At 71.3% G+C, this 14,525-nt stretch carries 14 protein-coding genes; 12 read left to right on the top strand and 2 right to left on the bottom strand.

Going from position 1 to position 14,525, the window contains the following annotated elements:
- Nucleotides 1–38: 38 nt before the first annotated feature.
- Both CI089_RS12015 and CI089_RS12010 read right to left on the bottom strand, forming a co-directional pair.
- Entirely contained in the window at nucleotides 39–1,301 is a 1,263-nt protein-coding gene (locus CI089_RS12015; protein ID WP_094261771.1) for a DUF349 domain-containing protein, read from the bottom strand.
- Nucleotides 1,302–1,369: 68 nt separating this feature from the next.
- A complete protein-coding gene (locus CI089_RS12010; RefSeq protein WP_094261770.1) occupies nucleotides 1,370–1,672 on the bottom strand; it encodes a dioxygenase in 303 nt (100 codons plus the stop codon).
- 100 nt (nucleotides 1,673–1,772) lie between these two features.
- On the opposite strand from CI089_RS12010, the gene CI089_RS12005 reads away from it, so the two are divergent.
- The 12 genes from CI089_RS12005 (at nucleotide 1,773) to aroQ (ending at nucleotide 14,516) form a co-directional block, all read left to right on the top strand.
- Entirely contained in the window at nucleotides 1,773–3,098 is a 1,326-nt protein-coding gene (locus tag CI089_RS12005) for a replication-associated recombination protein A (protein WP_094261769.1), read from the top strand.
- Nucleotides 3,099–3,101: 3 nt separating this feature from the next.
- Nucleotides 3,102–4,637, top strand: a complete 1,536-nt coding sequence (locus CI089_RS16715) for a tetratricopeptide repeat protein (protein WP_306426971.1) — start codon at nucleotides 3,102–3,104, stop codon at nucleotides 4,635–4,637.
- 156 nt (nucleotides 4,638–4,793) lie between these two features.
- Nucleotides 4,794–5,423, top strand: a complete 630-nt coding sequence (gene rpsD / locus CI089_RS11995) for a 30S ribosomal protein S4 (RefSeq protein WP_023951228.1) — start codon at nucleotides 4,794–4,796, stop codon at nucleotides 5,421–5,423.
- An 88-nt stretch (nucleotides 5,424–5,511) separates the two neighbouring features.
- Complete coding sequence (locus tag CI089_RS11990; protein ID WP_036304601.1) at nucleotides 5,512–5,814, top strand: hypothetical protein; 303 nt, start codon at nucleotides 5,512–5,514, stop codon at nucleotides 5,812–5,814.
- Nucleotides 5,815–5,881: 67 nt separating this feature from the next.
- Nucleotides 5,882–8,545 carry an alanine--tRNA ligase gene (gene alaS / locus CI089_RS11985; RefSeq protein ID WP_094261768.1) on the top strand — a complete coding sequence of 888 codons (2,664 nt, stop codon included), beginning with the start codon at nucleotides 5,882–5,884 and terminating at the stop codon, nucleotides 8,543–8,545.
- A complete protein-coding gene (gene ruvX / locus CI089_RS11980; RefSeq protein WP_094261767.1) occupies nucleotides 8,542–9,012 on the top strand; it encodes a Holliday junction resolvase RuvX in 471 nt (156 codons plus the stop codon). The genes alaS and ruvX overlap by 4 nt, the downstream gene beginning before the upstream one ends.
- A 1-nt stretch (nucleotide 9,013) precedes the next feature.
- Nucleotides 9,014–10,411, top strand: a complete 1,398-nt coding sequence (gene mltG, locus CI089_RS11975) for an endolytic transglycosylase MltG (protein ID WP_094261766.1) — start codon at nucleotides 9,014–9,016, stop codon at nucleotides 10,409–10,411.
- Nucleotides 10,392–11,252: a shikimate dehydrogenase family protein gene (locus tag CI089_RS11970; RefSeq protein ID WP_094261765.1), complete on the top strand. Its 861-nt coding sequence runs from the start codon at nucleotides 10,392–10,394 to the stop codon at nucleotides 11,250–11,252. Before mltG ends, CI089_RS11970 begins: the two co-directional genes overlap by 20 nt.
- A gap of 4 nt (nucleotides 11,253–11,256) precedes the next feature.
- Nucleotides 11,257–12,468 (top strand): chorismate synthase, encoded by a 1,212-nt coding sequence (aroC, locus tag CI089_RS11965; RefSeq protein WP_094261764.1) that lies wholly within the window; start codon nucleotides 11,257–11,259, stop codon nucleotides 12,466–12,468.
- Nucleotides 12,465–12,974: a shikimate kinase gene (locus CI089_RS11960; protein ID WP_094261763.1), complete on the top strand. Its 510-nt coding sequence runs from the start codon at nucleotides 12,465–12,467 to the stop codon at nucleotides 12,972–12,974. Before aroC ends, CI089_RS11960 begins: the two co-directional genes overlap by 4 nt.
- Nucleotides 12,971–14,047 (top strand): 3-dehydroquinate synthase, encoded by a 1,077-nt coding sequence (gene aroB, locus CI089_RS11955; RefSeq protein WP_094261762.1) that lies wholly within the window; start codon nucleotides 12,971–12,973, stop codon nucleotides 14,045–14,047. Before CI089_RS11960 ends, aroB begins: the two co-directional genes overlap by 4 nt.
- A 28-nt stretch (nucleotides 14,048–14,075) precedes the next feature.
- Nucleotides 14,076–14,516 (top strand): type II 3-dehydroquinate dehydratase, encoded by a 441-nt coding sequence (aroQ, locus tag CI089_RS11950; RefSeq protein ID WP_094261761.1) that lies wholly within the window; start codon nucleotides 14,076–14,078, stop codon nucleotides 14,514–14,516.
- Nucleotides 14,517–14,525: the final 9 nt, after the last annotated feature.

Below are 14,525 nucleotides of genomic sequence, written 5' to 3'. Positions count from 1 at the left end.
AGAGCCGTGCGGTCACCGGCCCCGGTGCGGAACGGCGCTCAGCCGCCGAGCGCGCTGAGCCAGGCCTTGCGGGCGCTCAGTGCTTCCTTGGCCTGCGCGATGGCACGCTGATCGCCCGACGCCTCGGCCTCGGCGACCTCGGCCTCGAGCTTCGCGATCGCGTCATGGAGCTGCGACAGCATGTCTCCCTGGCGCGCCTTCGTCTCGGGGTTGTTGTTCTTCCAGTCGGCGTCTTCGCGCGCGCGCACCGCCTGCTCGATCTTGCGGAGCTCGTCGTCGAGGGCACGCTCCTTGTCGCGGGGGAAGATGCGACCGATCTCGTCCCAGCGGCGCTGGATGCCCGTCAGCAGTGCCCGCGCGGCGGCGGTGTCCTTCTCGGCGTTGACGGCAGCGGCTTCGTCGAGCAGAGCCCGCTTGGCGACGATCTTCTCCTGCGATGCCTCGGCGTCGGCCTGCTCGCGCTCGGCGCGCGCACCGTAGAGGGCGTCGCCCGCGGCCTTGAAGCGTGCCCAGAGCGCGTCGTCGGCCTTCTTGCCCGCGCGGCCGGACTGCTTCCACTGTTCCAGCAGGTCGCGGTACGCGCCGATGCCGTCCTCCCCGCGCGGCGCGAGGGCCTCGGCGCGCTCGATGAGCCGCTGCTTGGCGTCGCGCGCGCTCTTGTGGGTCTCATCGAGGCTCGCGTAGAACTCGCGGCGGTGCTTGTCGATGATCGAGCGGGCGTCGCGGAACCGCTTCCACAGCTGCTGGCCGGTGCCGCGGGGCAGGCGCGGGCCGTCGGCCTGGTGTCGCTGCCAGCGCTCGAAGAGATCGTTCACCTCGGCGGACGTCTGCTTCCACTGGATCGACTTGGGGTCGCGGGCGGCGATCGCCTCGATCGCCTCGACGAGCGCGGTGCGCTCGGTGATCGCCGCGTCGAGAGCCTGCTTGGCCTCGGCCGCCTCCGACTCGGAGGCGGCGTCGAGCTCGCCCTCGAGGGCGACCAGGCGTGCCTCGAGGGCAGCCAGGTTGCCGACGGCCGCCGCTCCTGCGATGCGCGAGCGGAGCGTGCTGACGGTCGAGCGAAGGTCGGACGCCGAGGCTCCGCCGCGGCGGTGACGCACCTCGATCAGCGTCACCTCGCCGGCGAGGTCGGAGAACTTGCGCTGGAAGTAGGCGAGCGCCTCTTCCGGCGTGCCGTCGGGGTACTGGCCGACGACGCGCCACTGATCCCCCTCGCGCACCGAGACGGTGCCGTCGTCATCGACGCGACCCCACGGGGCGTCGTCGGCGGGGGTGATCGTGGAGTCAGGGGTGGAAGTCACGGAAGGCACCTCGTCGCGGCTCGCGCCGCATGGGGGTCAGGTCGGGGGACAGCCTAGTACGGAGGGGGTCAGGGAGTCGGGATCGTTGCCGGAGTGGAATCCGACGGTGTCGGCGTCGGCGATGCCGGCACCGTTTCGGTCGGGGAGGGCGCGGGGGTCTCGGCGGGCACCGGGGCCCCGGGGCCGGCGGTGAAGTACGCGACCTGAGCGCCGATCGCGGCGAGGATGAGGACGCCGCCGGCGACGGCGGCGACGATGTTGTCGCGCGACCGGCGCCGCGCGAGCCCCTCGTGGTACTCGCGCCGTGCAGCGTACAGACGGGCGCGTTCCTGCGCCGCGCGATCGTCCCGGTTCTTGCCGCGACCTGCCACGTTGCCTCCTCCGTGCCCCGTTCCGGGCCGCTCAAGCCTACGGCGCGGGTCGCTACGGCGACAAAATCCCGGTGTCCCCGCGCGCGAGTAGCCTGAGAGGATGACCGATTCGAGCGCGCTCTTCTCCGGGCAGACGCCGCTCGCCGTGCGGATGCGGCCCACGTCTCTCGACGAGGTCGCGGGCCAAGGACATCTGCTGCGGCCCGGCTCGCCCCTGGTCGCCCTCGCCTCGCCCGACGGCAACCGGGCGGGAGCGGTCTCGGTCATCCTGTGGGGGCCGCCCGGAACCGGGAAGACGACGCTCGCCCAGGCGATCGCGCGTTCGTCGGGGCGTCGGTTCGTCGAGCTCTCGGCGGTGACCGCCGGCGTCAAGGACGTCCGCGAGGTCATGCAGGAGGCGATGACGCAGCGCGACCTCTACGGCATCTCGACGATCCTGTTCCTCGACGAGATCCATCGGTTCACCAAGGCGCAGCAGGACGCCCTTCTCCCCGGCGTCGAGAACGGCTGGGTGCTGCTCATCGCGGCGACGACCGAGAACCCGTCCTTCTCCGTGGTCGCGCCGCTGCTGTCGCGCTCGCTGCTCCTCACCCTCCAGCCGCTCAGCGACGACGACCTCGGCGGGCTCATCGACCGCGCCGTCACGGATGCCCGCGGCCTCGCCGGCTCGATCGTCCTCGCCGACGACGCGCGGACCGCCCTCATCCGGCTGGCCTCGGGCGATGCGCGGCGGGCGCTGACCTCGCTCGAGGCCGCCGCCACGATGGCCGAGCCCGGCGATGACGACGAGGCGCCGGTGATCACGGCGGACCACGTCGCGCAGGCGGTCGACCGCGCGCTGCTGCGTTACGACCGGCAGGGCGATGAGCACTACGACGTCATCAGCGCCTTCATCAAATCGATACGAGGGTCGGACGTCGATGCCGCCATGCACTACCTCGCCCGAATGATCGAGGCGGGCGAGGATCCGCGCTTCATCGCGCGGCGCCTCGTGATCTCGGCCTCGGAAGACATCGGCTTGGCCGATCCCCAGGCGCTGACGATCGCCGTCGCCGCCGCCGACGCGGTCGCCTTCATCGGGATGCCGGAAGGCCGCATCCCGCTCGCCGAGGCGACGGCGTATCTCGCCACCACCGCCAAGTCGAACGCCGCCTACAACGCCATCAACGCCGCGATCTCCGACGTCCGTGCCGGCGGCTTCGGCCGCGTGCCCAAGCACCTGCGCGACGCCCACTACGCGGGCGCGAAGCGGCTCGGGCACGGCAAGGGGTACGTCTACCCCCACGACCTCGAGGTCGGAGTCGCCACGCAGCAGTACCTTCCCGATGAACTCCGCGGCAAGCGTTACTACGAGCCGACCAATCGCGGCGTCGAGCGCGAGATCGGTGCGCGCGTCGAGAAGCTGCGGAAGATCCTGGGGGACTGACCCGTGGACGACCCCGTGCCCGCGTGGACGCTGCTGGGCTCGTCGCCCGCCTTCGACGGATACGTGCGCGTGCGCCGCGACCGCTACCGGCTGCCCGACGGCAGCGAGAGCGACTGGGATGTCGTCGAGGTCGGCGACACCGTCACGGTGATCGCGGTGACGGCCGATGACGCGGTCGTGCTGTTCGATCAGTATCGGGTCGGCCCGCGGCGCGTGCTGGGCGAACTCCCCGGCGGCCTGATCGATCCCGGAGAGGACGCCGTCGCGGCGGGCGTGCGGGAACTGCTGGAGGAGACCGGGTACCGCGCCGGCCCCCTCTTCGACGCCGGCGCCGAATGGGCGGCGGCGAACGCTCGACGCCGCCGGCACGTCATCATCGCGGCGGACTGCGCGCGCGTCGCCGAGCCGGCGTGGGGCGAGCACGAGACCGGGCGGGTGCGGACCATCCCGGCATCCGATCTCGTCGATCATCTGACGGCGGGGGAGACCAGCGACGGCGGGCCCGCCCTGCGCGGGCTGGTCCGCTTCGCGGCGGCCCGGGGAGTCGATCCCGCACTTCGCCGGCTGCAGTCCCGCGTGCGTCAGCTTCTCTCCGCGTTTCCCGCCGACGATGCCGTAGCCCCGGCCGACGGCGCCGCGGCCCGCTCCGATCCGTTCGACGCGTTCTGGGATGCCGCAGCGGGCAAGAGCGCCCCCGTGCTGTGGCGCGAGCTCGACGAGCTCGCGGCGGACGCGGCCGAGTCGGTGCGCAGCTACGAGCGTGCCTCGCTGCACGACTTCCTCGGCGAGGAGGCCGACGCGATCCCGCTGTATCGGGCGGCGCTCGAGGCGGGGTTGACCGGAGAGCGGCGCTCGGCGTGCGTCATCCAGTTGGCGAGCTCGCTTCGCAACGTCGGAGATCCCTCGGGCGCTCTGGCACTGCTGCACCGTTTTCCCGACACCGATCCGCTCGCCGACGCCGCCCGGGCGTTCGAGGCGCTGGCACTGTTCAGCGATCAGAAGCCCGCGCCCGCGCTCCGGACCGCGTTGCGAGCCCTCGCCCCGCACCTGCCCGCCTACCGGCGCGCGGTGACCGCCTACGCGGACGAGCTGGCTTCGCCGCACCGCATTCGCGCGATCTCCGTGGCCCTCGTCGTCTCCGACGGGTACGTCCTGGCCGAGGAGTACCCGGGCGCACCCGGGTCGGGGCCCTTCCTTCGGGCTCCCGGCGGCGGTATCGAGTTCGGTGAGACCGCGGCTGCGGCCATGCGCCGCGAGCTGCGCGAGGAACTGGCCGCCGACGTCGAGCAACTCAGGCTGCTCACGGTGAGCGAGAACATCTTCGACGACGGCCGCAAGAGCGGCCACGAGATCGCTCATGTCTTCGCCGTCCGCAGCGCCGTGCTCGAGGCACTGCCGCGGGGGCAGCGTCTCCCGGTGCTCGACGGCGACACCTCCGTCGGCTGGTACCGCATCGACGACCTGCGACGGGAGGGGCCTCCGTTCTATCCGGCAGGCGTCCTCGACCTCGTCGACGCGGTCGGCGGGGGCGCCGTCTGATAGACTCGACCGGCTCGAAGCCCAGTTTTCGGGCATCCCTCTCCTCTGATGAAGACCTCTCGGCGTGCCCCGGCGTGCAGTCCGAGACGGGCGAGGAGACGGAGATACGTCCGTGAGTCGTGAACGTCGCGACCACGTCATCGGAAGGAGAGCTTCGTGACCACGAAGTCTCAGGACCGCCGCAAGGTCCGTCTGTCGCGCGCCCTCGGCGTCGCGCTGACCCCGAAGGCCGCCCGCTACCTCGAGAAGCGTCCCTACGCTCCGGGTGAGCACGGCCGCACCAAGCGCAAGGCCGACAGCGACTACGCCGTCCGTCTGCGCGAGAAGCAGCGTCTGCGCGAGCAGTACGGCATCCGCGAGAAGCAGCTGCGCATCCAGTTCAACGAGGCCCGCCGCAAGGACGGCCTGACCGGTGAGAACCTGGTCGAGCAGCTCGAGATGCGTCTGGACGCGCTCGTCGTTCGTGCCGGTTTCGCCCGCACGACCGCACAGGCCCGCCAGCTGGTCGTGCACCGTCACATCCTCGTCGACGGCCAGCTCGTCGACCGCCCGTCGTTCCGCGTGAAGCCGGGTCAGCTCATCCACGTCAAGGAGAAGAGCGAGTCGCTCGAGCCCTTCCAGGTCGCAGCCGCCGGCGGTCACGCCGACGTCCTGCCCCCGGTCCCGGGCTACCTCGAGGTCGAGCTCGACAAGCTGCAGGCGCGCCTCGTGCGTCGCCCGAAGCGCGCCGAGGTGCCCGTCACGTGTGACGTCCAGCTCGTCGTCGAGTACTACGCCGCGCGCTGAGTCGCACGGCCGGCTGAGTCTCAGCACTGCCGCGAAGGGCGTCGGGTTCTCCCGGCGCCCTTCGTGCTTTGCACCTAACATGGATGCCATGAAGAACGCGCTGTGGTTCGTTTTGGGCGTCGCCGGCGGTTTCGTCGCCGCGCACGTGGTCAACAAGGATCCGCGCGGTCACGAGATGCTCGCCGAAGTCGATGCGCGGATCTCCGAGTTCGCCGATCGGATCGGCGATGCCTACCGCGAGCAGGAGGCCCGCATCGAGGGTCTCGCGGCGGACGTGAAGGGCGCGGCATCCGACGCCCTCGACTCGGCCGCGGACGCCGCCTCGGACGTCGCGGACGCGGCGCGGGACGCCGTCGCCAAGGCCAAGAGCGCCGCCGACTCCTCAGACTGATACCCGACCCGATTGCGGCGTCGCGCCCCGGGGCGCGACGCCGACGCCTGCCTGCCGAAGGAACCCGATGAAGACCGCCGAGATCGCCCAGCGCTACCTGGACTACTTCGAGAAGAAGGGGCATACGATCGTGCCCTCCGCATCGCTCGTCACCGATGACCCCGCGCTGCTGTTCACCGTCGCGGGCATGGTCCCCTTCATCCCGTACCTCTCGGGCGATGTCCCCGCTCCCTACCCGCGCGCAGCCGACGTGCAGAAGTGCATCCGTACCAACGACATCGAGGAGGTCGGCAAGACCCCTCGTCACGGCACGTTCTTCCAGATGCTCGGCAACTGGTCCTTCGGCGATTACTTCAAAGAGGGCGCCATCTCGTTCGCGTGGGAACTGCTGACCAGCCCCGAGTCGGAAGGCGGTCTCGGGTTCGATCCGAAGGATCTCTGGGTCACCGTCTACGAAGAGGACGACGAGGCCCGCGATCTGTGGCTGAAGCACTCGACGCTGCCCGATGAGCGCATCCAGCGTCTCGGCAAGGACACCAACTACTGGAGCACCGGACTGCCCGGCCCTGCCGGGCCGTGCTCCGAGATCTTCTTCGACCGCGGCCCCGCGTACGGCATCGACGGCGGACCGGCGACCGACGACGACCGGTACGTCGAGATCTGGAACCTCGTGTTCATGCAGTACGAGATCGCCGATGTGCGCTCGAAGTACGACTTCACGATCGTCGGCGAGCTGCCGAACAAGAACATCGACACCGGCATGGGACTCGAGCGCGTCGCCTTCATCAAGCAGGGTGTCGACAACATGTACGAGACCGATCAGGTGCGTCCCGTGCTCGACAAGGCGGTCGAGCTGTCGGGCAAGACCTACGGCGCCGACCACGAGGATGACGTGCGCTTCCGTGTCATCGCGGATCACGTGCGGTCTTCGCTCATGCTGCTCTCCGACGGCGTCACCCCGTCGAACGACGGCCGGGGCTACATCCTGCGTCGTCTGATGCGTCGGGCCATCCGATCGATGCGCCTGCTGGGCGTCGAGGGGCCGAGCTTCGCCGAGCTCTTCGCCGCGTCCCGCGACGCGATGAAGGAGGCCTACCCGATCGTCGAGACCGACTACGCGCGACTCTCGCAGTACGCTCTCGCCGAGGAGGCGACCTTCCTGCGCACCCTGGCCGCGGGCTCCGAGCTGCTCGACGAGTCGGTCGAGCAGGCCAAGAAGACCGGCGCGGGCGAGCTGAGCGGTGCACAGGCGTTCCTGCTGCACGACACGTACGGGTTCCCCATCGACCTGACGCTCGAGATCGTCGAGGAGGCGGGTCTCAGCGTCGACCGGGGCGCCTTCGACACGCTGATGCAGGAGCAGCGCGAGCGTGCCAAGGCCGACGCGCGGTCCCGCAAGGGGCAGCTCGCCGACACGAGCGTCTACCGCGATTTCCGCGCGCTCGGCGAGACGGTGTTCACGGGCTACACCGAGCTTGAGACGGGCTCGCGCGTGCTCGGCATCCTGGTCGGCGGTGTCTCCGTCGACCGCGCGAGCCAGGGGCAGATCGCCGAGGTGATCCTGGCCGAGACGGCCCTGTACGCCGAATCCGGCGGTCAGGTCGCCGACAAGGGCGTCATCGTGGGCCCCGGCTACGAGCTCGAGGTGCTCGATGTGCAGAAGCCGGTGCCCGGTCTCGTCAGCCACACCGTGGAGGTCACGACCGGTGAAGTGGCCGTGGGCGAGGCCGCCACCACGGTGGTGGATGCCGCGAACCGCCGCGCTGCGCAGCAGGCCCACTCCGCGACGCACCTCGTGCACGCGGCACTGCGCGACACGCTCGGCAAGAGCGCGACGCAGGCCGGATCGCTCAACCGCGCCGGCTACCTGCGCTTCGACTTCTCGTGGGGCCAGGCCCTCTCGCCCGAGACGCGTACCGAGATCGAGGAGATCGCCAACAACGCCGTTCGAGACAACCTCGAGGTCACGACCCGGATCATGTCGCTCGATGAGGCGAAGGCCGCCGGCGCGATGGCGCTGTTCGGCGAGAAGTACGGCGAGACCGTCCGCATGGTCGACATCGGCGGCCCGTGGTCTCGCGAGCTCTGCGCGGGGACGCACGTGTCCTCGAGCGCCGAGGTCGGGCTCATCAACCTCATCGGCGAGTCGTCGGTGGGTGCGTCGAACCGGCGCGTGGAGGCCCTCGTCGGCCAGGACGCCTTCCGCGAGCTCGCGGCCGAACGCGCCATCGTCTCGCAGCTCACGAGCTCGCTGAAGACGCCGCGCGACCAGCTCGCCGCGCGCGTGGCCGAGCTGGCCGCGAGCCTGAAGGCCGCCGAGAAGCGGATCGCCCAATTCGAGGCTCGGGCGCTGGCCGACCGGCTGCCGCAGCTCGTGTCGGCGGCCGCCGCCGCGGGACCCTTCCGGATCGTGGCCGAATCGCTGGGGTCAGCGGGGTCGGCCGACGACGTGCGTACCCTTGCGCTGCAGGTTCGCGACCGGCTCGGGGCCGACGCCGCGGCGATCGTCGCGCTCGGTGCCGTCGTGGGGGAGCGACCCGTCGTCGTCGTCGCGACCAACGACGTCGCGCGCGCAGCCGGCGCCAGGGCCGGTGTGCTCGCCAAGGCGGCGGCATCCGCTCTCGGTGGCGGCGGTGGCGGACGTGACGATGTGGCGCAGGGCGGCGGAACGGACGCCGCGGCGCTTCCTGCGGCCCTCCGCGCCGTCCGCGACGCGGCGAGCGGTCTGTGAGCGGATTCCGCCCGGGCGTACGCCTCGGAGTCGACGTGGGCACCGCCCGCATCGGCATCGCACGGTGCGACCGAGACGGTCTGCTCGCGGTACCGGTCGAGACGGTGCCGCGCGGCGAGGGCGACCTGGCGCGCATCAGCGCGCTCGCAGCGGAGTACGACGCGGTGGAGCTCGTCGTCGGACTGCCGGTCGCGCTCAGCGGACGGGAGACGGCTTCGACGGCCGATGCCCGCGGATTCGCCGAGGCTCTCGCCGCTGCGGGGCACCCCGTTCGTCTCGTCGACGAGCGGCTCAGCACCGTCAGTGCGCACAGCGCATTGCGCGGTTCGGGCCGATCGCAGCGATCGTCTCGTAGCATTGTTGACCAGGTCGCCGCCGTAGTGCTCCTCCAGCAGGCACTCGACGTCGAGAAGAGCACCGGTAACCCGCCCGGTGCTTCCGTCGCATCCTCGCAGGAGCACCCCTGACATGACTGACCGCCCGCCGCACGACAACGCCGTCCCGACGAGCCGACGCGCCGCGCGTGCGGCCGCACAGAGTCCGGCATCCGCGCCGGGTGGTGCAGCGCGTCCCGAGGAGTCCGCGCGTCCCGAGCATGCCCCGGCCTCCGCCGCTGAGCACCGCGGATCGGTGCACGCGCCGGCGTCCCGCGATCAGGCTCAGAGCGAGCAGCCGTCGCATTCGCAGGCGCCGAGGGCAGCTGCGCCTGCGGTCGGCACGCTCGACGCCCTGTTCACGGGCGAGGTGAGCACGCACGAGGTCGGGGCCGTTCCCAGCCGCCACGACCGCGACCGGAAGAAGAGCCGCATCGCGAAGTGGGTCGTGCTGATCGTGATCCTCGCGATCATCGGCGGTATCGGCGCCGGGGCCGCCTGGGTCTGGAGCACCTACGAGACGCAGATCCGATCCGTGATGGGCTGGACGGAGCCGAAGGACTTCGAGCCCGGTGAGGCGACGGGCGAGGTGCTGGTCACCGTGGTCGACGGGGACACCGGATCGACGATCTCGCAGACGCTGTTCGACCAGGGCGTCACGAAGACGCCGACGGCGTTCTACGACCACCTCATCGCGACCGCCCAGAACCCGACCTTCCAGCCCGGCGTGTACGCGCTGCAGCAGCGGATGACCTCGGAGGCGGCCCTCGACCTCATCCTCGACCCGGCCAGCAAGCGCCAGAACGCCGCACAGCTGCGGGAAGGGCTGACGCTCGACCAGACCGTCGAGGTGCTCGCCCAGGGCACGGGGATGCCGGCGGCGGATTTCACCGCCGCGGTCGCCGACCCCTCGGCCTACGGTGTCGCCGCCGCTTCGCTCGAGGGCTGGCTGTTCCCCGCCACCTATCAGTTCGATCCGGGCCTGTCGGCCACCGACGTCGTGCGGACGATGGTCGATCGGACGATCGAGTCGCTCGACGCCGCGGGAGTGCCGCAGGAGCGCCGCGAGGAGATCCTCACGACGGCGTCCATCATCCAGCGCGAGGCGCGTCTGTCGGACGACTTCTACAAGGTCTCCCGCGTCATCGCCAACCGCCTCGCCGACGGCATGCCCCTGCAGATGGACTCGACGGCGCAGTACGGCTACAACGAGATGCACGACGGCACCGTCAGCTCGTCGGCGGAGGCGCTCGAGGACGACAACCCGTGGAACACCTACGTCCGCGCCGGGCTGCCGGCCGGGCCGATCGCCAATCCCGGCGACGAGGCGATCGACGCCGCCATGCATCCCGCGGACGGACCGTGGCTGTATTTCGTCACCTGGAACATGGACACCGGCGAGACGATCTTCTCGGCGACCTACGAGGAGCATCAGGCCGGCATCGAGCAGTGGCACGCGTGGTGCGACGCGAATGACAACCGCGGCTGCTGACCTGTCCGCGGGAGAGCCGCGCCGCTTCGAGGTCTGGGGCTCGCCGATCGGGCACAGCCTGTCGCCGGCTCTTCACGCCGCGGCGTACGACCGGCTCGGTCTGCCGTGGCGGTACGGGCGACGGCGCGTCGACGAAACGTCGTTCGCTCGCGAGCTGGCGTCGCTCGGGCCGGAGTTCCGTGGACTGTCGCTGACGATGCCGTTGAAGACTCTCGCGCACGACGCGGGCCGGACGCGGGATGCCGCGGCGACCGCGACCGGCGCGGCGAACACGCTCGTCCGCTCCGGCGACGGCTGGGCGGCGTTCAACACCGACGTGGGCGGGTTGGCGGCCGCGCTCACGGAGACCGGGTCCGCCGCAGCGCCACGCGCCCGCATCGTCGGCGCGGGCGCGACGGCGACGTCGGCGCTCCTCGCCCTCGAGCGCATCGGCGTCGGTCGCATCGAGATCGCCGCACGACGGCCCGCCGCGGCCGACCCGTTGCTGGCGCTCGCGGCGAGCCGGGGCATCCCGGCGACCGTGTCGCCCCTCGATGCTCCCGCGGGAGAGGTCGAGCTGACCGTGTCGACCCTGCCGGGCGACGCTCCGGTCTCGGATGCCGACGCCGAGCGCCTCGCCGCGACCGGCGGAACGCTCTACGACGTCGTCTACGGCACGTGGCCCACCGCGCTCGGACACGCCTGGCTTGCGGCGGGACAGCCGGCCTACCCGGGTGCGACCATGCTGCTTCACCAGGCGGTGCTCCAGATCCGCATCTTCGCCTCGGGCTCGCCCGACGAACCGCTGCCCGGCGAGGAGGACGTCGTCGCCGTCATGCGCCGGGCGCTCGTGGGAGGATAGACGAATGCTCCGCGTGCTCACGGCCGGCGAATCCCACGGCCCCGAACTCGTCGCCCTCATGGAGGGCCTCCCCGCCGGCGTGCCCGTCTCGCGCGCCGCGATCCAGGCCGACCTCGCTCGGCGCAAGCTCGGCTACGGCCGCGGCTCGCGCATGAAGTTCGAGGAGGATGAACTCACCATCTCGACGGGCGTCCGGCACGGCTTCAGCCTCGGCAGCCCGATCGCTCTGCGCATCGGAAACACCGAGTGGCCGAAGTGGGTCGAGGTGATGAACCCCGAGCCGATCGAGCTCACGGAACGCTCACGCGGACGGGGTGCCGCCCTGACGCGCCCCCGCCCCGGCCACGCCGACCTCGTCGGCATGCAGAAGTACGGGTTCGACGAGGCCCGGCCGATCCTCGAGCGTGCGAGCGCGCGCGAGACGGCTGCCCGCGTGGCGCTCGGCGCCGTCGCCCGATCGTTCCTCGGCGAGCTCGGCATCCGCCTCGTGAGCCACACCCTCTCGATCGGCCCCGTGCGGGTTCCCGACGGCTCGGCTCTGCCGACCCCCGATGACGTCGACGCGCTGGACGCGGATCCGTTGCGGTGCTTCCACGCCGAGACCTCTGCCGCGATGGTCGCCGAGGTCGATGCCGCGAAGAAGGACGGCGACACGCTGGGCGGGATCGTCGAGGTCCTCGCATACGGGCTGCCGCCCGGACTCGGCTCGCACGTGCAGTGGGATCGTCGTCTCGACGCGAAGCTCGCCCAGGCGCTCATGGGCATCCAGGCGATCAAGGGCGTCGAGGTCGGCGACGGGTTCGAGACCACGCGCCGCCGTGGCTCGGCAGCGCACGACGAGCTGTTCGCGACCGACGCGGGCATCGCGCGTTCCAGTGATAAGGCCGGCGGTACCGAGGGCGGGATGTCGACGGGCACGGTGCTCCGTGTCCGGGCGGGCATGAAGCCGATCGCGACGGTTCCGAAGGCGCTGCGCACCGTCGATGTGGCGTCGGGCGACGCGGCGACGGCCCACCACCAGCGGTCCGACGTGTGCGCGGTGCCGGCAGCCGGCGTCGTCGCCGAAGCGATGGTGGCGATCGTGCTCGCCGAGTCCGTGCTCGAGAAGTTCGGGGGCGACAACGTCGCGGAGACCCGCCGCAACCTCGAGGGCTACCTCGCGGCGATCCCCGAGACGCTGCGCTCGGCGGCGCTGAGCGACGACGCGATCGGATGACCGCCCCGGCGATCGTCCTGATCGGTCCGATGGGCGCGGGGAAGTCGAGCATCGGCAAGAAGCTGGCGCGCGTCCTCGGCACGACCTTCACCGACAGTGACGCTCTCGTCGTCCGCGACCACGGCCCCATCGAGCGGCTCTTCGCGGAGCACGGTGAAGAGCGCTTCCGCGAGCTGGAGAGACTCGCGGTCGCCGAGGCGCTCGGGCGCGGCGGCGTCGTCGCACTCGGCGGCGGCGCGGTGCTGCACCCGGGCACCCGGAGCGACGTCGCCTCGCATCGCGTCGTGCTGCTCACCGTGTCGGAGCAGACGATCGCCTCCCGCCTGGCCGGGACCACGCGCCCGCTGCTCCAGGGGGAAGACCCGGTGAAGCGCTGGCGGGAGGTCGCGGAGAGCCGACGCGAGCTCTACGAGCAGCTCGCCGACGCACGCTTCGACACATCCACCGGCCGCATTCAGGACATCGTCGACGCCGTCGCGGCGTGGGCGCAGGAGGGGACGTCATGACAGACACCACCGTCATCACCGTCGGGGGCACCGCGCCCTACGACGTCACCATCGGGCGCGGCATCCTCCCGCTCGTCGGCTCGGCGTTGCCCGAGGCCGCGCGCAAGGTCCTCATCGTGCACCCCCCGACCCTGTCTGCGCAGGCCGAGCGCCTCCGCGAGACCCTGGGCGGCGACCGCCAGGTGCTGCTGGCGGAGATCCCCGACGCCGAGCAGGGCAAGCGCGTCGAGGTCGCCGCCTTCTGCTGGCAGGTCATGGGCCAGGCGGACTTCACGCGGACGGACGCCGTCGTCGGATTCGGCGGCGGGGCGGTGACCGACCTCGCCGGGTTCGTGGCCGCGACGTGGCTGCGCGGCATCGCGGTCGTGCAGGTCCCCACGACGGTGCTCGGCATGGTCGACGCGGCCGTCGGCGGCAAGACGGGGATCAACACCGCCGAGGGCAAGAACCTGGTGGGCGCCTTCTGGCCCCCCGTCGCCGTCGTCTGCGACCTCGACCTGCTCGACGGGCTCTCGCGCAACGAGCGCGTCGCCGGCTTCGCGGAGGTCGTGAAGGCCGGTTTCATCTGGCACCCCGAGATCCTCGATCTGATCGAAGCGGATCCCGAGGCCGCCGTCGACCCCCACAGCGACGCGTTCCGGCGGAGCATCGAGCTCGCGATCGACATGAAGGCGATGGTCGTGGGGGAGGACCTGCGCGAAGCGGGGCTGCGGGAAGTCCTCAATTACGGGCACACGCTCGGGCACGCCATCGAGCACGCGGAGCGCTATCAGTGGCGCCACGGGGCCGCGATCTCCGTGGGGATGATGTTCGCGGCCGAGCTGTCGCGGCTGGCAGGGAGGCTTCCGGATGCCGCGGCCCAGCGTCATCGCGACATCCTGGAGACCCTCGGACTGCCGACGTCGTACCGGGCGGGCGCCTGGCGTCAGCTGCTCGCGACGATGCAGCGCGACAAGAAGACGCGGGGCTCGATGCTGCGCTTCATCGTGCTCGACGACATCGCGAAGCCGACCGTGCTGCAGGCGCCCGACGAGTCGTTGCTCTTCGCCGCTTACCAGGAGGTCGGCGCCTGAACCCGCGCGTCGTCGGTAGGGTGGGCGCGTGAACACCCCCCGTCTGCTGCTGGTCAACGGGCCGAACCTCAACCTGCTGGGCACCCGCGAGCCCGAGATCTACGGACACGAGACCCTCGCGGACGTCGAGGCGCTCGTCATCGCGGTGGCGGCGGAACACGGCGTCGAGGTGCGCTGCGTGCAGAGCAACCACGAAGGCGTCCTCATCGACGCCATCCACGAGGCCCGTGCGGACTGCGTCGGCATCGTCATCAACCCCGGCGGACTCACGCACACCTCCATCGTCCTCCGCGACGCCCTCGCGGGAGTCTCCCTGCCGGTGGCTGAAGTCCACATCTCCAACGTCTACGAGCGCGAGAGCTTCCGGCATCACTCCTTCGTCGCCGACGTCGCCTCGGTGCACGTCATCGGCGAGGGCGTCGCCGGTTACGCGCGCGCGACGCGACAGCTGCTCGACATCCTCGCGTAGAATCGATCC

Source organism: Microbacterium sp. Yaish 1 (assembly GCF_002245215.1).
Lineage (GTDB): Bacteria > Actinomycetota > Actinomycetes > Actinomycetales > Microbacteriaceae > Microbacterium.
Note: the sequence above shows the minus strand (reverse complement) of the source record. Positions and strands in the feature narration are given on the sequence as shown.

What these genes read in the sequence shown, in the direction of transcription:
- CI089_RS11970 (WP_094261765.1), top strand. Translation starts at nt 10,392, where the DNA reads ATGACAACCGCGGCTGCTGACCTGTCCGCGGGAGAGCCGCGCCGCTTC.
- aroB (WP_094261762.1), top strand. Translation starts at nt 12,971, where the DNA reads ATGACAGACACCACCGTCATCACCGTCGGGGGCACCGCGCCCTACGAC.
- CI089_RS11960 (WP_094261763.1), top strand. Translation starts at nt 12,465, where the DNA reads ATGACCGCCCCGGCGATCGTCCTGATCGGTCCGATGGGCGCGGGGAAG.
- mltG (WP_094261766.1), top strand. Translation starts at nt 9,014, where the DNA reads ATGACTGACCGCCCGCCGCACGACAACGCCGTCCCGACGAGCCGACGC.
- aroC (WP_094261764.1), top strand. Translation starts at nt 11,257, where the DNA reads ATGCTCCGCGTGCTCACGGCCGGCGAATCCCACGGCCCCGAACTCGTC.
- CI089_RS12005 (WP_094261769.1), top strand. Translation starts at nt 1,773, where the DNA reads ATGACCGATTCGAGCGCGCTCTTCTCCGGGCAGACGCCGCTCGCCGTG.
- CI089_RS11990 (WP_036304601.1), top strand. Translation starts at nt 5,512, where the DNA reads ATGAAGAACGCGCTGTGGTTCGTTTTGGGCGTCGCCGGCGGTTTCGTC.
- alaS (WP_094261768.1), top strand. Translation starts at nt 5,882, where the DNA reads ATGAAGACCGCCGAGATCGCCCAGCGCTACCTGGACTACTTCGAGAAG.